The sequence below is a fragment of the Methylobacterium sp. UNCCL125 genome, assembly GCF_900116795.1.
In the GTDB taxonomy this organism is placed as follows: domain Bacteria; phylum Pseudomonadota; class Alphaproteobacteria; order Rhizobiales; family Beijerinckiaceae; genus Methylobacterium; species Methylobacterium fujisawaense.
The window spans coordinates 82027-104581 of sequence record NZ_FPBW01000017.1 but is presented as its reverse complement, the minus strand read 5'-3'; the positions used below and the strand labels follow the sequence as shown (position 1 = coordinate 104581).

Below are 22555 nucleotides of genomic sequence, written 5' to 3'. Positions count from 1 at the left end.
CAGGGCGATGGGCAGCCCCGGAGGGGCGGGGAGGATGACGATGGCGGGCGAACTGTTTGCGACGAACACGCGGCCGGACGCGCCGCCCGTTTCCGGCGGCGGGAAGCTGACGCTGTTCCTGCTCGCCCTGGTCATCGTCATCATCGCCGAGGCGATCGGCAACGTCAGCATCCCGGTGGGGGCCGGCAAGATCGTCCTGCTGCCGCTGCTCTGGGCCCTGCTCCTCGGCGGGGCCCTGGGGCTGATGAGCCCGCGCCTCCCGGCGCCCCTGCGGCTGACGGGCGCCCTGCAGAACGCGGCCGGGGCCTATCTCCAGCCGGCGCTGCTGATCTTCATCGCCAAGCTGGGCCTGCTGGTCGGCGGGTCTCTTCCGAAGATCCTGGCCTCGGGCTGGGCGCTCGCCTTCCAGGAATTCGGCCATTTCTTCGGGACGATGGTGTTCGGCCTGCCGGTGGCGCTCCTCCTCGGCATCAAGCGCGAGGCGATCGGCGCGACCTTCTCGGTCGGCCGCGAGCCGAGCCTCGCGATCATCGGCGAGCGCTACGGCATGGATTCTCCGGAGGGCCGCGGCGTGCTGGCGGAGTACCTGACCGGCACGGTGTTCGGCGCGGTGTTCATCGCCCTGCTGGCCGGGCTGATCGCCAGCCTGGGCGTCTTCAACCCGCTGGCCCTGGCGATGGGCGCCGGCGTCGGCTCCGGCAGCATGATGGCCGCCGCCTCGGGGGCGATCGCCGCTCAGCAGACCCCCGAGGTCGCCAAGGATGTCGCGACCTTCGCGGCGGCCAGCAACCTCGTCACCACGACGATCGGCACGTACTTCACCCTGTTCCTGTCGTTGCCCTTCACGATCTGGGCCTACGGCAAGCTGGAGCCGATCCTCGGCCGCAACCGGCCGGATGCCGCCCGCCCGGCGGCGGTCGACCCGCAGGCGGAGGCACCGGTCCATCAGGAGGTGCGGATCGGCCTCGCCGAGACCGTCCTGGCCTGGATCCTGATCGGTGCCTACGGGCTCATCGGCAACTGGCTGACCTACGGCGTCGTCCCGGACGCGAAGGTCGTCGGCGGGATGGCGATCATCATCGGCACCGTGCTGGCCGGCTGGATCGTCTACCTGCTCCTCGGCCGGCGCCTGCCGGCGGTCCTGTGGGTCTCGATCATCGGCATGGCCCTGACCTATCCCGGCACGCCCTACGCCGCCGAGATCGCCGCCCTGACCGGCAAGATCAACTTCCTGGCCCTGGCCACGCCGATCCTGACCTTCGCGGGCCTCTCTGTCGCCAAGGACGTGCCCGCCTTCCGCCGCCTCGGCTGGCGGATCGTGGTGGTCTCGTTCATGGCCAATGCCGGGACGTTCCTCGGCGCGGCCCTGATCGCGCAGTTCTTCATGCATCCGCCGCTGGGGTGAACCGCCGCGCCGTCCGGCGTAGGGTGAGGCAGGGGGAACGAGGCGCTCCGGCGGCCTCTGGCATGGGTGAGAGACCACATGGGGATCGAGGCAGAGACCGTGGAGCGGATGGTCGCGTGGCGGCGCGACCTGCACACCCATCCCGAACTGGCCTACCAGGAGGTCCGCACGGCGGATCTCGTCGCCCGGGAACTGGCCGCCTGCGGCCTGTCCGTGAAGACCGGGCTCGGGCGCACGGGCGTGGTCGGGACCCTGAGCCGGGGCGACGGCCCGACCATCGGCCTGCGGGCCGACATGGACGCCCTGCCGATCCAGGAGGCGACAGGCGTCGCCTACGCCTCCCGGACGCCCGGCGTGATGCATGCCTGCGGCCATGACGGCCACGTGGCGATGCTGCTCGGGGCGGCGCGGCATCTCGCGGCCCGCACCGACCTGACCGGGACGGTCCACTTCATCTTCCAGCCTGCGGAGGAGTGCGAGGGCGGCGGGCGCGCGATGGTCGAGGACGGCCTGTTCCGGCTGTTCCCCTGCGACTCCGTCTACGGGCTGCACAATTGGCCGGGCCTGCCCCTCGGGACCTTCGCGACCCGGGTCGGCGCCATCATGGCCTCCCTCGACACGTTCGAGATCGCGGTCACCGGATTCGGCACCCATGCGGCCATGCCGGAGCGCGGCACCGACACGCTCGTGGTCGTCTCCGAGATCGTCCTCGCCCTGCAGACCATCGTCAGCCGCCGCATCGCCCCCACGGAGCCGGTCGTGCTCAGCGTCACGCAGATCCATGGCGGCGACGCCTACAACGTCATTCCCGACCACGCCGTCATCCGCGGCACGGTCCGCTGCCTGGACGAGGCGGTGCGCAAGCGCGTCGCGGAACTCATCGAGGCCATCGCCGGCGGGACCGCCGGCACGCACGGCGCCCGCGCGGAGGTGGCGTACCGGTTCGGATACCCGGCCACGGTCAACACCGCCGATGCCGTCGGCACCGCCCTCGCGGCCGCCGGGACCGTCCCGGACATCACCGCGCGCCGCGGCGATGTCGGCCCCTCCATGGCGTCGGAGGATTTCGCCTACATGCTCGAAGCCTGCCCGGGCGCCTATGCCTGGATCGGCACCGACGGGACGCGGCCGAGCCTGCCGCTCCACAATCCGGGCTACGATTTCAACGACGAGGCCCTGCCGGTCGGCGCGGCCTACTGGGCTGCACTGGCCGCACACAGCCTCGGGACCTGAAGCTGCGGCACGGAAGGCGCGGCCGCGGACATCGTCGGTCCGTCCGCGGCGCATGCTCCGGAATAACGCCCGCGCAGGCCGCGCGGGCGTATCTTGAGGGCGGGTGTCAGGCCGCCATCGGCGCGTAGCGCTTGTGACCCTTCACGTCGAAGCGGTCGAGCATCATGACCTTGTCCCAGGCCTTGACGAAGTCCGCCACGAAGCGCCGCTGGCCGTCGCTGCCCGCGTAGGCGTCGGCGATCGACCGGAGCTGTGCGTTCGACCCGAAGACGAGGTCGCTGCGGGTCGCCTCGAACTTCGTCTGGCCGCTCGCACGGTCCTTGAGCGCGAAGGTCATCCCGTCCGCATCCGCCTTCTCCCAGACCAGATCGACGTCGGTCAGGTTGCGGAAGAAGTCGGTCGTCAGCACCCCGATCCGATCGGTCAGGACGCCCCGGTTCGACCCGTCGTGGTTGGCGTTGAGCGCCCGCAGGCCGCCGGTCAGGACGGTCCATTCCGGGGCCGTCAGCGTCAGCAGGTTGGCCTTGTCGAGGAACATCTCCTCCGGCGAGACGCTGCGGGTCATCTGCCCGAAGCCGTCATCGACGTAGTTGCGGAACCCGTCCACCACCGGCTTCAGCCACTCGAACATCTCGAGGTCCGTGAGCGCCTGGGTCGTGTCCACCCGGCCCGGCGTGAACGGCACCGGCGTGTCGACTCCGGCATCGCGGGCCGCCTTCTCCACGGCGACGCAGCCGCCGAGCACGATCAGGTCCGCGAGGGAGATCTTCTTCCCGTCGCTGCGCCCGCCGTTGAAGGTCGACATCACGTTGCGCAGGGCCTCGATCACCGGCGCGGCCCGGCGGTTGACGGCCCAATCCTTCTGCGGGGCGAGGGCGAGTCGGCCGCCATTGGCACCGCCGCGCTTGTCGCTGTCCCGATAGGTCGAGGCCGCCGAGAAGGCCGTGAAGGCCAGATCGGACACCGACAGGCCGGTCCCGGCGATCGCCTGCTTCAGCACGGCGATCTCGGCCTCGCCGACGAGGTCGTAGTCGCGCTCCGGCAGCGGATCCTGCCACAGGAGCCCGTCCTCGATCACCACCTCCGGGCCGAGATAACGGTGCTTCGGACCCATGTCGCGGTGCGTGAGCTTGTACCACGCCTTGGAGAAGGCCTGGGTGAAGGCGTCGAAGTCGTTGAGGAACTTCTCGCAGACCTTGCGGTACTCGGGATCGACCTTGAGGGCGATGTCCGAGGTCATCATCATCAGCGGGTGCATCTGACCCGCGACATGGGCGTCCGGCGTCTTCGGCGCGTTCGGGTCCTTCGGCGTCCACTGGAGCGCCCCGGCCGGGCTCTTCGTCTGTTCCCACTCGAACTTGAAGAGGTTCTCCAGATAGGCGTTGTCCCACTTGGTCGGATCGGGCGTCCAGCTGCCCTCGATGCCGTTGGTCATCGTGTCCTTGCCGGAGCCGGACCCCTTCGGATTGTGCCAGCCGAGGCCCATCGCCTCCATCGGCGCCATCTCGGGGGGCGGACCGATCTCCTTGGCGGGGGTCATGCCGTGGCTCTTGCCGAAGGCGTGGCCGCCCGCGATCAGCGCCACGGTCTCCTCGTCGTTCATCGCCATGCGGGTGAAGGTCACCCGGATGTCGTTGGCCGACCCCTGCGGATCGCCGTTGGCGTAGGGTCCCTCGGGGTTCACGTAGATGAGCGCCTGGTGGGAGGCGGCGAGCGGGTTCTCCAGATCGTAGTCGGCGTCGCCGTTCTTGCCGCGCCAGCGCTTGTCGCGGTTCACCATGTCGTCGAAGCTCGAGACCGAGCCCATCTCGACCACCTCGGGGCCCCAGTAGGTGGCGTTGTCCGCCTCCCAGGCGTCGAGCCGCCCGCCGCCGAACCCGTAGGTCGGCAGACCCATGATCTCCAGGGCGCAATTGCCGGTCAGGACCATCAGGTCGGCCCAGGACAGGGCGTTGCCGTACTTGTGCTTGATCGGCTGCAGGAGGCGGCGCGACTTGTCGGTGTTGCCGTTGTCCCACCAGCTGGAGATCGGCGCGAAGCGCTGCATGCCGGTGCCGGCGCCGCCGCGCCCGTCGGCGATCCGGTAGGTGCCGGCCGAGTGCCAGGCCATGCGGATCATCTGCGGGCCGTAATTGCCGTAGTCGGAGGGCCACCAGTCCACCGACGAGGTCAGGAACTGCTTGATGTCGCGCTTGAGCGCCTCGAAGTCGATCTTGGCGAACTCAGCCGCGTAGTCGAAATCCGGCCCGAGGGGATCGGCCGCCAGCCCGTTCTGGTGGAGCACTTCCACCCGCAGGCGATGGGGATACCAGTTCTCCAGCGTCGGCCGGTTGCCGTGGGCGCCACCGATCCGGTCGCCGCCGAACGGACACTTGCCCGCCATCGGGAACGTCGTGGTGTCCGTCTTGTCGATCGTCTCGCTCATCAGTGGTCCCCTAGGCATTGAGCCGCCGGCCGCCCGAGGCTCGGGCATCGAAGGCGGCGGGGCGGTGCAGGCAGTTCGAACCTCCGGGGAATCCCCGTCGCGCTCGAGGCTGGTGACGAAATGAGGCAGTCGCTCCCGGGATCAAGTTCGGAGCAGCGAAGTCCTTCCAAGGACCGGGGCAGGCGGCCTCGCAATAGTCCCGATGACATTGCCGTGATCCGACACGCCGCCGCAGGCGCCGAGGGCGCGCGGGGATTCCACGTCGACACGGATACCCGCCCGGGGGTCGCTGATCCTCGCGAATCTGTGTCTCGGCGTCTCAGCGCACCACTTGGCGCACCCTCTGGCGTGAATCCGCTCCTCGTCAGGGCGCCGGACGCGCGCTGGCTGCCGGGGCGGCTCCGGCGGAGCCCGTCTCGGAACCGGTCACGACCTTTCGGGCCGCGGCCTGGCTCTGGCTGGCGTAATCGGGGGGGGATGCCGCGCCCTGCCAGATCAGCAGACCGGCCCATGCGGCGATCATCAGCGCCACACTCACGGCGAGTACGACGAGAACCGGCCTGCCCCGCCGGCCCTGGCGGCTCTCTTGAGCCGTGCGACGTTCGATCATCCGCTCCTCGCTGAGCCCGTCTTTAGACATCCGGGCTCAAACCCGCGACGCTGCGCCTGGGTCCCGCCCTGCGACGCTGTGCACCGCCGCTGGCCCTCGGCCCCATTGGCGGCGATGCGCGAGGATCATACAGTCATACACATGACCTTCACGCCCGCGCCGCAGCCCGATCTCCGTCTGCCGCTCTATCAGCGACTGCGCGACGCGATCGCCTTCCAGATCGCGCGCAACGTCTGGCGGTCGGGCGAACCGATTCCCACGGAGGCGGAACTCGCGGCGACCCATCGCGTCGCCATCGGCACCGTGCGCAAGGCGATCGATGTCCTGGTCGCCGACGGCTTGGTGGAGCGCCAGCAGGGCCGCGGCACCTTCGTCCGCCGGCCGCGCTTCGACCGATCCTTGTTCCGGTTCTTCCGGCATCTGGGACCGGATGGGAGCCAGGCCGTGCCGGAAGGGCGGATTCTGCTGCGCGAGGCCCGGCCGGCGCCCGCGGCCGTGCGCGAAGCCCTCGGCCCCGACGCAGGCGGCGAGGCGATCCGCCTGATCCGGACGCGGCTCCTGCAGGGCCGACCGATCCTGTCCGAGGAGATCTGGCTGCCGGCCGCACGCTTCGCACCGCTCCTCGAGGCGCCGCTGACGGAGATCGGCGATCTGCTCTACCCCGCCTACGAGCGCCTGTGCGGCGAGATCGTCGCCCGGGCGGAGGAGACCCTGACGGTCGGCATCGCCGATGCGACCGACGCCGAACGCCTCGGGATCGCGGAGGGCGAGCCCGTCGTCGTGATCGCGCGCCTCGCCTTCGGCTTCGATGCCCGCCCGATCGAGTGGCGCGTGACGCGCGGCGCCGCCAGGGACTTCCGGTACCACATCGACATCCGGTGAAAGGCCGCCGCCTTGACGGGCCGTCGGGCCCATGCTCATTAAGTCATATAAATGACTAGTCCTCTTTAGAGGGCGGAGGAAAGCCCGTGTTCCGCTGGTACCGTGAGGTCGGTCCGGCCGAGCGTCGCACCTTCTGGGCCTGTCTGGGCGGGTGGTCGCTCGACGCCCTGGACGTGCAGATGTTCAGCCTCGCCATCCCCGCCCTGGTCGCGAGCTTCGGGCTCAGCCGCCCGGAGGCCGGCCTGATCGGCGCGGTCACGCTGGTCACGGCGGCGATCGGCGGCTGGCTCGGCGGCCTCATGGCGGATCGGATCGGCCGCGTCCGGGCCCTCCAGATCACGGTGCTGTGGTTCGCGGTCGCGACCTTCCTGGCGGCCTTCGCGCAGAGCTTCGGCCAGCTCTTGATCGTGAAGGCGCTGCAGGGGATCGGCTTCGGCGCCGAATGGGCGGCCGGCGCGGTCCTGATGGCGGATGCCATTCGGCCCGAGCATCGCGGCAAGGCGCTGGGCGCCGTCCAGGGCGGCTGGGCGCTCGGCTGGGGCGCGGCCGTGCTCCTGTCCACCGCGGCCTTCTCCGTACTGGATCAGGAGACCGCCTGGCGGGCTCTGTTCGCCTGCGGCCTCGCGCCCGCGCTCCTCCTCCTTTACCTCCGCCGCTCGGTCCCGGAGCCGGTCCGACCGGCCGCCGGACCGATCCGGCCGGCCATCGGGCCGCTCCTGATCTTCTCGCCCGGCCTGCGCCGGATCACGGTGATCGGGACGCTGCTCGGGCTGGGGGCGCACGGGGGCTTCCACGCCCTGTTCACGTGGCTGCCCACGTATCTGAGCGTCGAGCGCGGCGCCTCCGTGGCGGGCACCGGGCTCTACCTCGCGATCATCATCGCGGCCTTCGGCCTGGGCTGCCTCGTGGCGGGCGGCCTCGTGGACCGGCTCGGCCGCCGGCGGACGGTGGCGTTGTTCGCCGCCGGCTGCATGGCCCTGGTCGTCCTCTACCTGCTGGTGCCGGTCGGCGGCACGGGGCTGCTCCTTCTCGGCGCCCCGCTCGGTTTCTGCACGGCCGGGATCCCCGCGAGTCTCGCCGCTCTGTTCAGCGAGCTCTTCCCGGACGGCCTGCGCGGGACCGGGATGGGCTTCTGCTACAATGCCGGCCGTCTCGCCTCCGGGGTGCTGCCCCTCGGCGTCGGCCTGCTCAGCGAGATCTGCGGCCTTGGGACGGCGATCGGCCTGTCGGCCATCGGCGCCTACGGGCTCGTCCTCCTCGCCGTCGCGCTCCTGCCGGATCGGCAGTCCGGCGGCGCGCTGCTCCCCCAGACCGTGAGATGATCCGATGAACCGGCGCCTGTTCTGCCGTACCCTGTTCGCGGGCGGCGTCGCGCTCGCATTCCCCGTCCGCGGCCGGGCGGCCGAGACGGGCCTCGACGCGCGCGACGGCGTGGCGGCGGTGGATACCCACGCCCACGTCTTCACCCGGACCCTCACCCTGGTCGGGGACCGGCGCTACGCCCCGGCCTACGACGCGAGCGTCGCCGATTATCGCGCCATGCTGGACCGGAACGGCATGGCGCGCGGCGTGCTGATCCAGCCGAGCTTCCTCGGCACCGACAACAGCTACATGGTCTCGGCCCTGCGATCCGCCCCGGAGCGGCTGCGCGGCATCGCGGTGCTGGACCCCGCGGCGGAGACGGTCACCCTGCGCGATCTCGCCGACCAAGGCGTCGTCGGTCTGCGCCTCAACCTGATCGGCCGGCCGGACCCGGAGTTCGGCAGTCCGGTCTGGCGGGCCCACCTCGCCCGCGTGGCGGATCTCGGCTGGCAGATCGAGGTCCAGGCCGAGGCGCGGCGCCTCGCGCATCTGCTGCCGCCGCTGATCGAAGCGGGCGTCCCGGTGGTGGTCGATCATTTCGGCCGGATCGACCCCGCCCTCGGCATCGCCGATCCGGGCTTCGCCGACCTCCTCGGCTTCGGCCGCGGCGGCCGCGTCTGGGTCAAGCTCTCGGGCGCCTACCGCATCGGCAGCGGCGCGGCCGGCCGGCAGACGGCGCTGCAGGCGGCCGAGCGCCTGCGCGGTGCCTTCGGTGCGCGGCGCCTGCTCTGGGGCAGCGACTGGCCGCACACGCAGTTCGAGACCCAGGCCAGCCCCGCCGAGGCGCGGCGCGACCTCGACGCCTGGGTACCCGACCCGGCCGAGCGCCGGATCATCCTGGGCGAGACGCCCGCCGCCCTTTTCCGCTTCGACCACTGAGCCGCCCGGCGCGCGCCAGCCCGGATTTCAACGAGGACAGGACCATGGCAACACCGACCATGCCTCACGGGGCGGACGCGGCCGCCTTCGAGAGCCGAACGATGCGGAAGGTCGGCCTGCGCCTGATCCCCTTCCTCGTGCTCTGCTACTTCATCGCCTACGTCGACCGGGTGAATGTCGGTTTCGCGGCGCTGACCATGAACCGCGACCTCGGCCTCTCCGCCGCGGCCTTCGGCCTGGGCGGCGGCCTGTTCTTCGTGGCCTACGTGCTGTTCGAGGTGCCGAGCAACCTCGCCATGGAGCGGGTCGGCGCCCGGATCTGGATCGCGCGGATCATGATCACCTGGGGGCTCGTCGGCATCGGTTCGGCCTTCGTCACCGGTCCGGCGAGCTTCGCCACCGCCCGCTTCCTGCTCGGCGCGGCCGAAGCCGGCTTCTTCCCCGGCGTGATCCTGTACCTGACCTACTGGTTCCCCAAGGCCTACCGGGCGCGGATCGTGGCGATGTTCATGGTCGCGATCCCGCTCTCCAGCTTCTTCGGCTCGCCGCTCTCGGCGGCGCTGCTCACCCTCGACGGGGCCGCGTCCCTGCGCGGCTGGCAGTGGCTGCTGATCATGGAGGCGATCCCGGCCGTTCTCCTCGGCATCGCCGCCCTGGCGCTGCTGCCGAGCCGGCCGGCCGAGGCGGCCTTCCTGAGCCCGGCGGAGCGCCGATGGCTGGCGGACCGGCTGGAGACCGAGCGCCGCGCCGCGGAGGCGGGTGCATCCCACCACGCCCACGGCCTCGCGGCGGTGTGGGCGGTGCTCGCCAGCCGTCAGGTCTGGCTCCTCGCCGTGATCTACGCGGGCAGCTCGGCCACCAGCAACACGCTGTCGCTGTGGATGCCGCAGATCCTCAAGGGGTTCGGCCTCAGCAACTTGGAGACCGGCCTGCTGAACATGATCCCCTTCGGCATCGCCTCGGTGTTCATGATCGTCTGGGGCCTGCGGGCGGACCGCAGCGGCGAGCGCATCTGGAGCACGGCCCTGCCGCTGGCACTGACCTCGCTGAGCTTCGCCCTGACCCTGCTGACGGGCTCCCTCTGGATCACCCTGGTCCTGCTCTCGCTGGTCCTGCTCGGCAATTACGCGATCAAGGGCCCGTTCTTCGCGCTGGCGACCGAGACGCTGCCGCCAGCCCAGACGGCGGCCGGCATCGCGGCGATCAACACGCTGGCGCATCTGGGGACCGGAGCGATCACCTCGCTGATCGGGGTGCTGCGCGAGCAGACCGGCAGCTTCCCCGTCGCCCTGCTGCCGCTCTGCGCCCTCACGGGCATCGGCTGTGCCCTGGTCTTCTGGATCGGCCGGCACCCGTCGCGGCCGCCGGCCGTCGGCCCGGCCCCGTCGATTGCGGGGGGCTGAAGCGGCAGGGAACCGGCCGGCCGCGCGTCGATCCCGCGACCGGCCTCCTCGGCGATCCCGCGCCGCCATGCCATGATGGCGCGGGAGGATTCGACATGCACGACAGCGGCGACGATCACACGCACCCGCATGCGCACGACGAGGCCCACGAGCCGGGCGCCCCGGAGCGGTGGAAGCACGACGGCGTGCGGGTCATCCCGGGCGACCGGCTCGATGCCAACACCGCGCAGACGCCCGGCATGTTCCGGCAGGCGGCCGTCAACGCCGCCCGGGTCGGCGCCCAGAAGATCTGGGCCGGCACGGTGGCGATCCAGCCCGACGCCAAGACCGGCGTGCACCATCACGGCGAGCTGGAGAGCGTGATCTACGTGGTCTCCGGCCGGGCCCGGATGCGCTGGGGCGACAAGCTCGAATACGTGGCCGAGGCCGGCCCCGGCGACTTCATCTTCGTGCCGCCTTTCGTGCCGCACCAGGAGATCAACGCCTCGACCGACGAGCCCCTGCATTGCGTGCTGGTGCGCTCCGACAACGAGGCGGTGGTGGTCAACCTGCCCGATGTCGAGGCCGCCGAGACGCCCGAGACCGTCTACTGGGTCGATCCGATCCACAGGCATCCGTGAGCGACCGGCGCCCGCGGCGATAGGCCGGACGCCGCGCCCCGGCGGCCGCGTCGAGTGCGACCGCGGCCTCGCCCGGCCGGCCCACCGCGTCTTCCCGCCGGACGCCCCGCCGGCCTCAGACGGGCCCCGATCCGGGATGCGGGCCCATGCGGCGGCGGTCGTGTTCGATGGCGAAGACATGGGCGTAGAGGTTGGCGACCCAGCCCCGGCCCTCGACCGTGAGGTCGAGGAAGCGGATCGCATCCCCGATCACGGGCTCGATCTTGCCCCAGAAGAAGGACGGATAGCGCTCGGCAAGGTCGGCCGGGCTGTCGTAGCCGAGTTCCGCGTTGACGCCGATCTCGGCGAATTCGTGAAACAGCGCATTCAACTTGCGCGGATAAAGCGGGTCGCCGAGCTGCCCGATCAGGTCGGCCGCCCGCAACAGGCCCGCCTCGGTCCCGGTCTCGCGATGCGCGTCGTCTTCCGGCACCGGGAAGCGGGTCAGCTCGATCGCCCGGATGACCCGGCCCGCATCGACGAGATCGTGCGTGCCGAAGCGCTCCTGGACAGCGAGTTTCGAGCGCTCGACGTGATACGGCGCCAGCGCCGCATCGGAGGCCCCGCGGGGCAGGCACACGGTCCCGCCCCGCGCGTCGATGACGAAGGCCTGGGCCCGGTCGCCCGCGCAGACGCCGCGCACGTAACCGATGTCGTGGTAGAGAGCGGCCAGGATCATGTGCAGCCAGTCCTCCGGCGTGACACCCTCGTGCAGGAAGCGGCCGCGCAGGATGTCCTGGGCGACCAGGGTGACGAGGGCCGTATGATCGCCGTCATGGTAGAGGGCATCGCTCCCGACGATCCGCTCGATCGTCAGGCGCGCCGAGGCCTCGATGATCTCGGCATAGCGCGGCTCCCGGCTGCCGAAGGTCCGCTGGTAGGTGACGGCGAGGTGCTCGCCGAGGGCATCGGCGAGCATCTTGGTCGCGTCGAACATGGTCGGGCCTCGCCGTCAGCTGCGGCCGGCGGCGACGCGCCGGGCCGGGTCGGTGCAGATCACGTGGACCGCTCCCCGCGTTGCACCAGCCGTTCTTCGAGATAGGCCGCCGCATCCGCGTAGAGTTCGTAGCGGCGGAGCAGGACCGCGCGCTTCTCGGCCGGCGTCGCCGCATCGAGCTTGCCATGGGCCTTGTCGGCGCGGGCGCGCATCTTCCTGGCGAGCTTCTCGAACGCCGCGTCGATCCGGGCGCCGACCTTCTCGCCTTCGGCCCGCGCCGGATCCAGATCGCCCGGCGCCCGCCCAGGCGGGGGCTTCGTCGCTTCTCCAGCCATGACGCGTCTCCGGTCGCGGTGCTCCGTGGCCGAAGCGTATGACGGAACGATCACGGGGGCGATACCGGATCGTCCGCCCGCGGACCGATCGCTTCTCAGGCCTGTCACGGAAGGCTGCTCTAGCTCGGCCGTCCGACACGCAGGGGGACCCGCGATGAGGCTCGACGACAGTGCTGCCCTGGATGCCGCCCTGGAGGCGATCCGGCGCGACCTTGCCGACAGCTACGATGAGGAGGTGGAACTCGGGCTCGAGGAGGAGCGCCTCGATCGGCTCGCCGCCGACGGCGCACAGCCCGAGCGCCTGGACCGCAAGGTCTATTTCCGCGAACTGCTGCGCCTGCAGCACGAACTGGTCCGCCTCCAGGACTGGGTGCAGGATCGGAAGCTGCGTGTCGTCGTCCTCTTCGAGGGCCGCGATTCGGCCGGGAAGGGCGGCGTGATCAAGCGGATCACCCAGCGCCTCAACCCCCGCGTCTGCCGCGTGGCCGCCCTGCCGGCCCCGAGCGAGCGCGAGCGGACGCAATGGTACTTCCAGCGCTACGTCTCTCACCTGCCGGCCGGCGGGGAGATCGTGCTGTTCGACCGGTCCTGGTACAACCGCGCCGGGGTCGAGCGGGTGATGGGCTTCTGCACCGAGGCGGAGGTCGAGGAGTTCTTCCGCTCGGTGCCCGAGTTCGAGCGGATGCTGGTGCGCTCCGGCATCGTCCTCCTCAAATACTGGTTCTCGATCACCGACGCGGAACAGGAATTCCGCTTCCAGATGCGGATCCGCGATCCGCTCAAGCAGTGGAAGCTGTCGCCGATGGACGTCGAGTCGCGTCGGCGCTGGGAGGATTACACGCGGGCGAAGGAGGACATGCTGGCGCGCACCCACATCCCCGAGGCGCCCTGGCGGGTGGTCGAGGCGGTGGACAAGCGCCGGGCCCGCCTGAACTGCATCAGCCATCTGCTCGGCCAGATCCCGTACGGCAGCGTGGAGCACCCGCCGGTCCACCTGCCGGCCCGCCTGCGGCATGCGGATTACGTGCGCGGTCCGGTCCCCGCCGAGATGTACGTGCCGGACGCGTACTGAACGGGGCGCCGCGGCCCGGGGCGGGAGTCGTGATCCTGTCGTGCAGACGCCGCTATAGCGCCGCCATGGCGAAGCGCCCGATGACCCTCGACCTGTTCACGACCCTCGACATCGTCGATGACGACGTCTCGGCCGTCGTGGACGCGTATCTGGCCGATCCCACGCCCGGCTCTGTGGCGTTCGGGGACGGCTTCCGCATCGACCCTGCGGTGGCGGTGGCCTCGCATCCCTTCGCCCGGACGCTGATCGATCAGCCCTGGGCCGATACCGGACTGCGCCGGGCGGCGATCCGCGCCGCCATCCTGCTGGCGGAGCCCGAACGGGTCTGATCGAACCGGGCCGTTCGGCCCGTGACTGTCGCGCTCGGGATGGCGGGCCCCGTCGCACCGCCGGCGCGGTCGCGTCGCGGCGGCGCCCGGTCGGCCCGCTTGCGCGCGATCTGCGCCCGATCTTCGCCCGATCTTCGCCCGTGCCGGACCTCCTCCTAAAGCGGTATGCGCGCGGCCTTCCATCGGCGCGGCGACCCGGATCTATCCTGGGGCGATCACGGGGCGGATGGACGGCCCGCCGCCACGGTGAACGATTGGTTTACCCAATCGGCAAACTTGCACCGACCGCCCCGATCCGGATGCGATCGGCCGGCGTTCTACGGGCAGTTCCACCGGAGACGTGCTGCCATGCTGATCTTGAATCCGCTGACCGGACAAACCGTCGAGGTGCGTGTTCCCCGGCCGAAGCCGAAAGCCGCCTGAACGCGCGTCGCGTTCCGCTCGGCGGGCGGCCCCGGAGGCCTCCCGCGCTCCGCTCGCTTCCCCTGCACGTCCGCGGCATCGGCGGCGTGCCCCTCCAGGCCCGCCCACGCCATGATGCCGACCGACCTCGACAGACCCGCCGAACTGACCCTGTGGCCGGGCTACGCGCCCGCCCGGGTCGCCGACTCGCGCAGCTTCCCGACGCTGCGGGCCGCCCTGGCCGCCGCGGTCGCGGCGATCGACGCCGAGGATGCTAGCCCGTGGATCATCACGGAGGACGGCGACATCCTCGCGCCGGGATGGATCCGGGCGAACTCCGCGGAGACCCGTCGCCAATAGCCGGCCGTCAGCCCGCGATCCCGGGCGCCCTCCGGTAATCGCTCGGTGAGAGTCCGTAGCTCTCCTTGAAGCGTCGGCTGAAGTGGCTCTGGGTACTGAAGCCGCAGCTATAGGCCAGCTCGCCCACGGACAGGTGGCTGAAGCCGGGATCCGTGAGCCGCTGTGCGGCGCTCTCCAAACGCCGCCGCCAGATCCAGTCTGCGATGTTGCGGTCCTGCTCGCGGAACAGCGTCTGCAGGTGGCGCAGCGACACGCCGACCGCCGCCGCGAGCTGGGCGGGGTCGAGATTCACGTCGCCCAGATTGGCCTCGATATGGGCCAAGGCGCGCTGAAAGATGAGGATCCCCTGGATGTTCCTCGGGGGCTCGTGGGCGAGGCGCTCCGCGATGCTGGCGACCACCAGATCGACGCCGATCGAGGCCATGCGGTTCGCCATGTCCGGGGTCATCTGACCGGCGGTGCGGGCGAGTTCCTGGAAGAAGGTCGTGACCATCGACGTGCCGACCTGGTCGGCCCCGATCGTCAGGGCCGTGAAGCGGCGCGTCGAGCCGAGCGCCCGTTCCAGGCACGCGCGCGGCATCTCGATGAACAGCGTCTGCGTGTCGCCATCCGAACCCATGACGGCTGGCCGCCGATCCATCACGACGATGTCGCCGGGATTTTGGATCGCCGTGCGATCGTCCTGCGCGCTGAACACGCGGCCCTTCAGGGTGATCGCGACGTTCAGCGTCTCGTATTTGCCGTGCCGCCGGATCGTGTCCGGGGTCGCGACGGTCGTGACGGCACTCTGCGTCACCCGGGTGATGAGCAGAGGTCCGACCTCGGCGGCCTCCAGGGAGCCGGCGAATCCGTGAGCGGCGGTGGGCGTAAGTTCGACAGGCACAATGCGATCGAAGATCGTCTCACGCCAGAAGCGGAAACTGTCTTCTGGCGCGTAATCCGCCGTCGAGAACAAAGTCCTCATTGCAACTTCTTGTATTCGGGCGCCCGCGTGCGCGCTCAGGAAAACGGTAGCACGCTTCCAGGCAAGCGCAATGGGACGGACCAACCTATGAAGGTTTTCATCCCATTCAGGAGGCCGCCCCGTGTCCCCATCGACTCCGATGAGCCCCCAATCCAATATCGAGCTGGTTGCTGGGCTCGTCGTTGCCTACGTGTCGAATAACCGGGTCCCCGTGAGCGAACTGCCGGCCCTGATCGCGCAGTGCCACAGCGCGATCAGCGCGCTGGCGTATCCCGGGAGCGGGCCGGTGACGGCGGCCCCGGATCTGCAGGTGCGGCTCGACAAGCCGAGCGCGGCACAGGTCCGCGGCTCGGTCCGGCCCGACGGCATCATGAGCTTCATCGACGGGCGCGTCTACAAGACCCTCAAGCGCCATCTGACGGCGCATGGGCTGGACCCGCAGAGCTATCGCGCGCGCTTCGGCCTGCCGGGCGACTATCCGATGGTCGCCCGGGAATATGCCGAACGCCGGGCCGCGCTGGCGCGTGCGATCGCCCAGGGCGTGCCCCGCGACCGGGCCGCCTGAGCCGGCGGATCCCGACGGGCTGAGGCCGCCCCACCTCGGATTCCGACGAGGAGGTTCTCCTGACCGGGCAACGGGCCGTCTTCCCGGGGCCGATGACCCACCGGGAGACCGGCGTTTCCGAAAGGCCCGGCGTCCCGCGCTTCAGGCGGCCGCATGCCGGCCGTCCGGCAGCAGATCCCGGCTGGCCTGTTCGATACGCTTGAGCCAGTCCTCGGCCGACTCCGCCCGCACGATCGCGGCCTCGGCGCGCTCGTCGGCGTCCCGGACCCGCCCGTCGGCCAGCGCCTCGACCTCGCGGACGCGCAGTGCCGCCTGGGTCTGCACCTCCTGCAGATGCGCCCGCAGCGCCTCGATTTCCTGCCGGGCCGCCTGCAGCTCCGCAGACAGGGTCTCGCAGGTGGCGGATCGCTGGCGCAGGCGCTGATCCTGCTCCTGGGCCGCGATGCTCGCGGCCGACAGCGTGTCCAGAACCTGGCTCCAGTCCGCATCCGGCCGCGACGGTGGCTCGGACGGTGGCTCGGACGGCGTCTCGGGACCCGCTCCGGAGGCCGCCACCGGGAGCGGCCCGGCGACCGCCGGATTGCCGTCGGCGGTCGCCGGGGCCGGCTCCGCGCGCGCGATGCGTGCGTCGAGCTCTGCCCAGAAGGCCGCGTTCATCGCCGCCGCGATCCGGCCGGGCCCGCGCGGGTCACGAGGCCGCCCGGGTGGCGGAGGCCCGGGTCCGGGCGTCCTGTGGGCCCGCCTGCGTCACGAACTCCGCGTCGATCGTCTCGGCGATGCGTTGGAGCATGAGTTCCGCCGCTGCAGCCCGCTCTTCGGCGGCCGCGGCCCGGTCCTCGGCGGCCTGGATCAGTTTGATCGCCTGCGCATGGACCTCGTGGGTCTCCCGCTCGGCCGCCTGCACCTGGGCGCGGGCCGCATCCATGTCGGCCCGCACCTGCCGCAGGAGATCCTGGACGTGCGTCTCCTGCTCCTGCGCCCGGTCTTCGACGTCCCGGATGTACCGGGCCGCGCCCTGCACCCGCTCCAGCAGGTCCGGCCACCGCTCCACCGGCGACGGGTTCGGATTCCGGCCCTGCGCGGTGGCGCGCTCGTCCGCGGCGAGAAGGACCAGGTTGCCGGTCCGAATCCGGGTCGTCGGCTCGCGGACGTCGCGCGCGGCGGCTTCGATCGGTGTCAGCGTCTCGGCCTTAGGGTGCTTCGTCTGTTCCATCACGCGTCCTGCCGGCAGGGTGCAGCGCAAGCCTCCGATGAGGCATCGGTGTCCGTCCCACACCGATGGAAAATGGTTAACAACTCCTTAACACTCGCGCTAGGGTTGCGTTCGAGCGGCCATGATCGCCTGTCGCTGCACGCCGGACCGCCGGATCGGGCTGTCGGCTCAGGGGTAGCGGACGGGCTGCGGATCCTCCGGCAGGGGGATGAATTCGGCGTCGTTCGGCACCGTGTCGAACCGGCCCTGGCGCCAATCCTCCTTGGCCTGCGCGATCCGCTCGGGGCGGGAGGAGACGAAGTTCCACCACAAGTGGCGTGGACCATCCATCGGCTCGCCGCCCAGCACCATGAACCGGGCCCCCTCCAGGGCGCGCACGCTGATGCGGTCGCCGGGCCGGAACACCAGCAGCTGGCCGGGCCCGAAGCCGTCGCCGGCGATCTCGATGGCGCCCGCCACCGTGTAGATCGCCCGCTCGTCGTAGGTCGGATCGAGGGGCAGGACGGCCCCGGCCTCGAGCGCCACGTCGGCGTAGACCATCGGGCTCGAGGTGCGCACCGGCGAGCGTGCGCCGAAGGCCTCGCCCGCGATCAGCCGGACGGTCTTGCCTTCGCCGGTGAGGACCGGCAGCGCGGCGGCGTCGTAATGCTCGAAGGCGGGGGCGTTCTCCTCGTCCCGGTCGGTGAGGGCGACCCAGCTCTGGATGCCGAACAGCCGGGAGCCGGTCTGCCGCAGCGTCGGGGCCGTGCGCTCCGAATGGGTGATGCCGCGGCCCGCGGTCATCCAGTTCAGCTCGCCCGGCCGGATCGGCAACTCCGTGCCGAGGCTGTCGCGGTGCATGATCTCGCCGTCGAACAGGTAGGTGACGGTGGAGAGGCCGATATGCGGATGCGGCCGCACGTCCATGCCCTGCCCGAGCAGGAACTCGGAGGGGCCCATCTGATCGAAGAAGATGAAGGGGCCGACCATCCGGCACTCGGTGGAGGGCAGCGCCCGCCGCACCGCGAAGGAGCCGAGATCGCGCGAGCGGGGCACGATCAGGGTCCGGATCGCGTCGCAGCTGAAATGGTCGCCCGGGATCGGATCCTCGGCACTGTGCCAGCTCATCGCCTTGCTCCTTCGCGCGGGGAGGGAGGAGCGCCATCGGCTGCTGCGCGGCGCCCCGGATGGCGGAGCCGACATCGTTCGGGATCGGCCGGCCATCCGCAGGCATCCTGGACCGGGACCGCACGAGTTGAAACAGAAACGATCGAAACGCATCGTTTCCGATTTCCGCCCTCAGGGTCCCGGCCGCGCGCCGCTGGCTACCAGACCGTCGGCTTCGGGTTGCGCTCGTCAAAGCCCTTCTGGTGCCAGTACGGATAGATCGGCGTCTCGTGGCTCGCCGCGTCGAGGCGGGCGACCTGCTCGGCGGTCAGGGTCCAGCCGAGGGCGCCGAGATTCTGCTTCAGCTGTTCCTCGGTGCGGGCGCCGACCACGATGTTGCACACGGTCGGCCGGGTCAGCAGCCAGTTGAGCGCCACCTGCGCCACCGTCTTGCCGGTCTCGGCCGCCACGGCGTCGAGGGCGTCGACCACGCCGAACAGGTATTCGTCGGAGACAGGCGGCCCACCCTCGGCGCCACCGGCGGCGATGCGGCCGCTCTGGTTGGCCTGTCCGCGGCGAATCTTGCCGGTGAGGCGGCCCCAGCCCAGCGGGCTCCAGACCATCAGGCCGACACCCTGGTCGATCCCGAGGGGCATCAACTCCCACTCGTAGTGCCGGCCGATCAGCGAATAGTAGCCCTGGTAGGCGACGTAGCGGGCGAGGCCGTGGCGCTCCGAGGTCGCGAGCGCCTTCATGAGCTGCCAGCCGGAAAAATTCGAGGCGCCGATGTAGCCGATCTTGCCCGCGCGGGTGAGGTCGTCCAGCGCCCGCAGGGTCTCGTCCACGGGGGTGAGCGCATCGAACCCGTGCATGAAGTAGACGTCGATATGGTCGGTGCCGAGCCGCTTCAGGCTGGCCTCGCAGGCGCGGACCAGGTGGTAGCGCGAGGAGCCCACCTGGTTCAGGTCGTCGTTAAACCGGAAGGTCGCCTTGGTGGAGATCAGCGCCCGGTCGCGCTTGCCCTTGAGGGCCTGACCCAGGATCTCCTCGGAGGCGCCGCCCGAGTAGATGTCGGCCGTGTCGAAGAAGTTGACCCCGGAATCGAGGCAGAGATCGACCATGCGGGTCGCCTCCGCGACGTCCGTTTGGCCCCAGCGCTGGAAGAATTCGTTCGTGCCGCCGAAGGTGCCGGTGCCGAAGCTGAGCACCGGCACGGTAAGGCCGGAGCGTCCGAACTGCCTGTAGTCCATCGGATCCTCATCGCGATCGCGGGCGCCGCATGTCGGCGCGCCTGCCGGTCTAACGCGGTCGCCGCCCCGGCTTTCCCGGAGGCGGGCACGGCACGACCAGGGCCGTGCGCGTCAGCGCCGCGACTCGACGACCGGCGCCCCCTCGCAGCGCTGGCCGGCGGCCGCGCCGGTGCGCCGGTCGGGCGGCAGGGCGTTCGGGGATCCGGCCTTCTCGGGCAGGATCGCGACATTCGCCGTCATCCCCGCCGCCAGCACGATCGGGCACGGCACGTCGTCGAGGTCGATCCGGATCGGCACCCTTTGCGCCAGCCGGACCCAGGTGAAGATCGGGTTGACCGTCGGCAGCCCCTGAACGCCCGGGGCGGCGTCGGCGACGCTGATGCCGCGGCCGAGGCCGGTCACCCGGCCTTGGATCGGACGGTCCGGCCACGCCATCAGCGACACCCGCGCGGCGTCACCCTCGCCGATGCGCGGCAACTGAGTCTCCTCGAAGTAGCCTTCGATCCAGAAGCTGTCGCCGTTGACCAGCGTCAGCGCCGGCTGCCCCGTGGCGGCGAACCCGCCCTCCTGCAGCAGCAGGTTGGTGACCCAGCCGTTCACGGTGGCCCGCAGGGTCGTGCGCTCCAGGTTGAGCCGCGCCTGCGCCAGCGCGCCCTCCGCCTGGACCACGTTGGCCTGGGCGGCCTGCGCCTGGCCGCTGGTCGTCTGCTTCTGCTGCGGGGTGGTGGCGAGATCGTCGAGTTCGGCGGTGCGCTGCGCGATCCCCGCGAGGTAGCCGGCCTGTGCCCGGGCGCTGGCGAGGGCGCCCTCCGCCTGGGTCACGGCGTTCCTGAACGTGCCGGGATCGATCGTGAACAGCACGTCGCCCTTGCGGACGAACTGGTTGTCCCGGACGCGGACCGCCACCACCGTCCCGGAGACCTCGGGAGCCACCTGCACGGTGTAGACGCGCACGCGCCCGTCCCGGGTCCAGGGCGTGTAGGCGTAGTAGAGGAAGGCGAGGTAGGCGAGGCCCATTGCCGCCGCCAGCGCCAGCAGGGTGGCGGCGACGTTGTAGGCGGGCGGCGGCTGCCAGTCGCGCAGGGACGGTCGCGGGGTCGTGGCCATGTCACGGACCCTGGACGCGCAGAGACAGGATCAGCAGAGCCGTCACGGCGGTCAGGAGGCTGAAGTCGAACAGGGCGCGGTTCCAGACAAGGTGGTTGATGCCGATCCAGTCCAGGATCCAGCGCAGGCCCCAGGTGATCACCAGGGCGGCGAGCAGGCAGATAACCGCGGGCTCGACGTAGAGCCCCAGCACGTCGACCGCCCGCAATCCGATCACGCCCGCACCCCCGGATCGAGGTTCGGCCAGCCCGCGCGGTCGAGATCCGACACGAGGGCGGCCAGCGCCCCGATGCGCTCCGCCTGGAGCGGCAGGGTCGCCCGGTCGGCGAGCTCGCGCAAGGGATCCGGCACCGCATCCGCCTCTGCCGGACGGGACGCGGCGAGCCGGGCCCAGACCGCCCGGCCGACCCGGCGGCCTTCCCGGTCGTCCGTCTCCCGCAGGGCGAGCAGCAGGAGCCCGATGACGAGCAGGCGCTCGCCGCCCCGGGCCATCGCCTCATCCGCGCCGATGAGGGCAAGCCGGCCGAAGCCCCGGGCGAGGTAGCGGTCGCGGGGCGGCAGCAGGAGCGCCGGATCGAGGGCCGCGCCGCGCACCGACCGGACCAGCCGGCGGCGGGCCCGCAGCCGCAGCGTCGCGGGGCTCACCGGCGGCGGCAGGGCGGCGAACGCGACCGCCGCCACCGCCATCCCGAGCAGCTCGGCCAGCACTGTGTTGAGCGAGTCGGCGAGGTCGTAGGTCATCGGGTTCTTGGGATCGAGGACGCCGAAGACGAAGAAGCCGAAGCCGATGCCGTAGATCGCGCGCTTGTCGGCCCGGCCGACCACCGCCAGCATCGCCACCGGCAGCAGCACGGCGGCCAGGAGCACGAAGCTCCCGGTGGTGGTCAGCAGGGTGTAGCGCAGGGTCAGCCCGACCACGGCGGCGAGCAGCGCGCCGATCAGGAAGGCGCGGGATTCCGCCCGCGGGTCGGCATGGGCGGCGAGCAGGACGCAGACGAGGCTCGCCCAGGTCGCGGCGCCGGCCCCGTGCGACCAGCCTGTGGCGTACCAGAAGCCGTTGACGAGCAGGACGGCGGCGGCGGTGCGCAGGCCGTTGTCGAAGGCGTGCCAGCCGTCCCAGTCCAGGTCGTTCCACAGGAGCAGGTGCGGGCGGAACGGAACGCGCCGCCGCCCCACCCGGCCCCCGGCCCGCAGGAGCCGCGCCGAGACCCGGACGCGCCCGATCTGCCGGACGGCGATCGCCCCGCCGGCCCCGATCAGGTCGGTCGAGCGCGATCCCGGCCGGTCCGGCAGCAGGGCCCGCAGCAGGCCCGCGGCGAGCACGCGCCGCAGCCGGGGGGCGGCGTTGCGGATCCCCCGGCCGCCGGAACGGAGGGAGGGCTGCTCGGTGAACGTGTCGGTGACCTCCTCGCCGAGCGTCATCACGGCGGCGATGGGCATCGGGCCCGGCCGCTCGCCCCGCCGCAGGGCGGCCATCCAGGCGTCGCAGGCCTGCGCGGCCGCCTCGAGCCGCCCCGCCAGGGCGCGGCTGACGGCGGGGACGCCCGGCGCCACGAACACGTTCGACGCGTAGGCGCAGCCGATCCCGAGCAGAATCGTCGAGCAGCGGTCGACGCCGATCTGGAACACCGTCTCGGGGCTCTGCACGTCGGCCAGGGCGATGATCGGCACCGTGAAGCCCATGGAGGCGAAGCCGTAGGCGCGCTGGCCGCTCTCGACGCTGGAGGCCGCGGTGAGCAGGCCCATCCACAGGGCCAGGGCGAGGTCGAAGGCCAGGGTCGCCTGGGCGAAATTGGCCACCAGCACCATCGCGACGGTGACGCCGACAAGCGTGCTGCCGGCCCGCCACAGGCTCTTGCGCAGGGAGGCCGCGCGGGTGGCGAGCGTCACCGAGATGACCGTCCAGCCGGCCCAGTGCGGCAGCGCCAGTTCGAGCCACATGGCGAGCCAGATCGCCGCGATGGCGGTGAGCGCGATGCGCACGGCCTCGGCCGCCTCCCGCGGCCACCACGCGGCGAGGCGCTGCAGGAGGCCCGGCGCGTCCTCGGAGAGCGCGACCTCACCGGCCACGGCGCGG

General features: G+C 71.3%; 23 protein-coding genes. 11 read left to right on the top strand and 12 right to left on the bottom strand.

The window, feature by feature from the left end; translation table 11 throughout:
- Positions 1-40 precede the first annotated feature (40 nt).
- Both BM396_RS18390 and BM396_RS18385 read left to right on the top strand, forming a co-directional pair.
- Positions 41-1405 carry a DUF3100 domain-containing protein gene (locus BM396_RS18390; protein ID WP_236952765.1) on the top strand — a complete coding sequence of 455 codons (1365 nt, stop codon included), beginning with the start codon at positions 41-43 and terminating at the stop codon, positions 1403-1405.
- Between the two features lie 78 nt (positions 1406-1483).
- A complete protein-coding gene (locus BM396_RS18385; RefSeq protein WP_043389094.1) occupies positions 1484-2638 on the top strand; it encodes a M20 aminoacylase family protein in 1155 nt (384 codons plus the stop codon).
- A gap of 106 nt (positions 2639-2744) precedes the next feature.
- Here the strand turns inward: BM396_RS18385 and katG are convergent, their stop codons facing one another.
- Complete coding sequence (katG, locus tag BM396_RS18380) at positions 2745-5063, bottom strand: catalase/peroxidase HPI (RefSeq protein WP_043389091.1); 2319 nt, start codon at positions 5061-5063, stop codon at positions 2745-2747.
- Between the two features lie 364 nt (positions 5064-5427).
- Positions 5428-5673: a hypothetical protein gene (locus BM396_RS18375; protein ID WP_043389089.1), complete on the bottom strand. Its 246-nt coding sequence runs from the start codon at positions 5671-5673 to the stop codon at positions 5428-5430.
- 141 nt (positions 5674-5814) lie between these two features.
- Here BM396_RS18375 and BM396_RS18370 point away from each other — a divergent pair, with 141 nt between their 5' ends.
- The 5 genes from BM396_RS18370 (at position 5815) to BM396_RS18350 (ending at position 10819) form a co-directional block, all read left to right on the top strand.
- Complete coding sequence (locus BM396_RS18370) at positions 5815-6555, top strand: GntR family transcriptional regulator (protein ID WP_043389087.1); 741 nt, start codon at positions 5815-5817, stop codon at positions 6553-6555.
- An 86-nt stretch (positions 6556-6641) separates the two neighbouring features.
- Positions 6642-7877 carry an MFS transporter gene (locus BM396_RS18365; protein WP_043389086.1) on the top strand — a complete coding sequence of 412 codons (1236 nt, stop codon included), beginning with the start codon at positions 6642-6644 and terminating at the stop codon, positions 7875-7877.
- A gap of 4 nt (positions 7878-7881) precedes the next feature.
- Positions 7882-8796 (top strand): amidohydrolase family protein, encoded by a 915-nt coding sequence (locus BM396_RS18360; RefSeq protein ID WP_043389084.1) that lies wholly within the window; start codon positions 7882-7884, stop codon positions 8794-8796.
- A 44-nt stretch (positions 8797-8840) separates the two neighbouring features.
- Positions 8841-10199, top strand: coding sequence for an MFS transporter (locus BM396_RS18355; protein ID WP_081948911.1), 1359 nt, complete (start codon positions 8841-8843; stop codon positions 10197-10199).
- Positions 10200-10294: 95 nt separating this feature from the next.
- Positions 10295-10819 carry a cupin domain-containing protein gene (locus BM396_RS18350; RefSeq protein WP_043389080.1) on the top strand — a complete coding sequence of 175 codons (525 nt, stop codon included), beginning with the start codon at positions 10295-10297 and terminating at the stop codon, positions 10817-10819.
- 115 nt (positions 10820-10934) lie between these two features.
- Here the strand turns inward: BM396_RS18350 and BM396_RS18345 are convergent, their stop codons facing one another.
- Together BM396_RS18345 and BM396_RS18340 are read right to left on the bottom strand one after the other, a co-directional pair.
- Entirely contained in the window at positions 10935-11795 is an 861-nt protein-coding gene (locus tag BM396_RS18345; RefSeq protein WP_043357896.1) for a hypothetical protein, read from the bottom strand.
- A 59-nt stretch (positions 11796-11854) separates the two neighbouring features.
- On the bottom strand, positions 11855-12130 hold the full coding sequence (locus BM396_RS18340) for a hypothetical protein (protein WP_043389079.1): 276 nt from the start codon (positions 12128-12130) through the stop codon (positions 11855-11857).
- 154 nt (positions 12131-12284) lie between these two features.
- Here BM396_RS18340 and ppk2 point away from each other — a divergent pair, with 154 nt between their 5' ends.
- From ppk2 to BM396_RS18325, 3 genes are all read left to right on the top strand, one after another.
- On the top strand, positions 12285-13202 hold the full coding sequence (gene ppk2, locus BM396_RS18335) for a polyphosphate kinase 2 (RefSeq protein WP_043357892.1): 918 nt from the start codon (positions 12285-12287) through the stop codon (positions 13200-13202).
- 80 nt (positions 13203-13282) lie between these two features.
- Entirely contained in the window at positions 13283-13531 is a 249-nt protein-coding gene (locus BM396_RS18330) for a hypothetical protein (RefSeq protein ID WP_124262955.1), read from the top strand.
- A 534-nt stretch (positions 13532-14065) separates the two neighbouring features.
- Complete coding sequence (locus tag BM396_RS18325; protein ID WP_043389075.1) at positions 14066-14293, top strand: hypothetical protein; 228 nt, start codon at positions 14066-14068, stop codon at positions 14291-14293.
- Between the two features lie 7 nt (positions 14294-14300).
- On the opposite strand, the gene BM396_RS18320 is transcribed toward BM396_RS18325, so the two are convergent.
- Positions 14301-15257, bottom strand: coding sequence for a helix-turn-helix domain-containing protein (locus BM396_RS18320; RefSeq protein WP_043357887.1), 957 nt, complete (start codon positions 15255-15257; stop codon positions 14301-14303).
- Between the two features lie 139 nt (positions 15258-15396).
- On the opposite strand from BM396_RS18320, the gene BM396_RS18315 reads away from it, so the two are divergent.
- On the top strand, positions 15397-15822 hold the full coding sequence (locus BM396_RS18315) for a Ros/MucR family transcriptional regulator (RefSeq protein ID WP_043389073.1): 426 nt from the start codon (positions 15397-15399) through the stop codon (positions 15820-15822).
- A gap of 141 nt (positions 15823-15963) precedes the next feature.
- On the opposite strand, the gene BM396_RS18310 is transcribed toward BM396_RS18315, so the two are convergent.
- The 7 genes from BM396_RS18310 to BM396_RS18280 form a co-directional block, all read right to left on the bottom strand.
- Positions 15964-16479, bottom strand: coding sequence for a hypothetical protein (locus BM396_RS18310; protein WP_043389071.1), 516 nt, complete (start codon positions 16477-16479; stop codon positions 15964-15966).
- Between the two features lie 31 nt (positions 16480-16510).
- Positions 16511-17035, bottom strand: a complete 525-nt coding sequence (locus BM396_RS18305; protein ID WP_043389068.1) for a hypothetical protein — start codon at positions 17033-17035, stop codon at positions 16511-16513.
- Between the two features lie 168 nt (positions 17036-17203).
- Positions 17204-18142: a pirin family protein gene (locus tag BM396_RS18300; RefSeq protein WP_043389064.1), complete on the bottom strand. Its 939-nt coding sequence runs from the start codon at positions 18140-18142 to the stop codon at positions 17204-17206.
- 197 nt (positions 18143-18339) lie between these two features.
- Positions 18340-19371 (bottom strand): aldo/keto reductase, encoded by a 1032-nt coding sequence (locus BM396_RS18295; protein ID WP_043357881.1) that lies wholly within the window; start codon positions 19369-19371, stop codon positions 18340-18342.
- Between the two features lie 111 nt (positions 19372-19482).
- Positions 19483-20478: an HlyD family secretion protein gene (locus BM396_RS18290; RefSeq protein ID WP_051976360.1), complete on the bottom strand. Its 996-nt coding sequence runs from the start codon at positions 20476-20478 to the stop codon at positions 19483-19485.
- 1 nt (position 20479) lies between these two features.
- Positions 20480-20695 carry a DUF1656 domain-containing protein gene (locus BM396_RS18285; RefSeq protein ID WP_236952766.1) on the bottom strand — a complete coding sequence of 72 codons (216 nt, stop codon included), beginning with the start codon at positions 20693-20695 and terminating at the stop codon, positions 20480-20482.
- Positions 20692-22548 carry an FUSC family protein gene (locus tag BM396_RS18280; RefSeq protein ID WP_043389061.1) on the bottom strand — a complete coding sequence of 619 codons (1857 nt, stop codon included), beginning with the start codon at positions 22546-22548 and terminating at the stop codon, positions 20692-20694. Before BM396_RS18280 ends, BM396_RS18285 begins: the two co-directional genes overlap by 4 nt.
- Between the last annotated feature and the right edge of the window lie 7 nt (positions 22549-22555).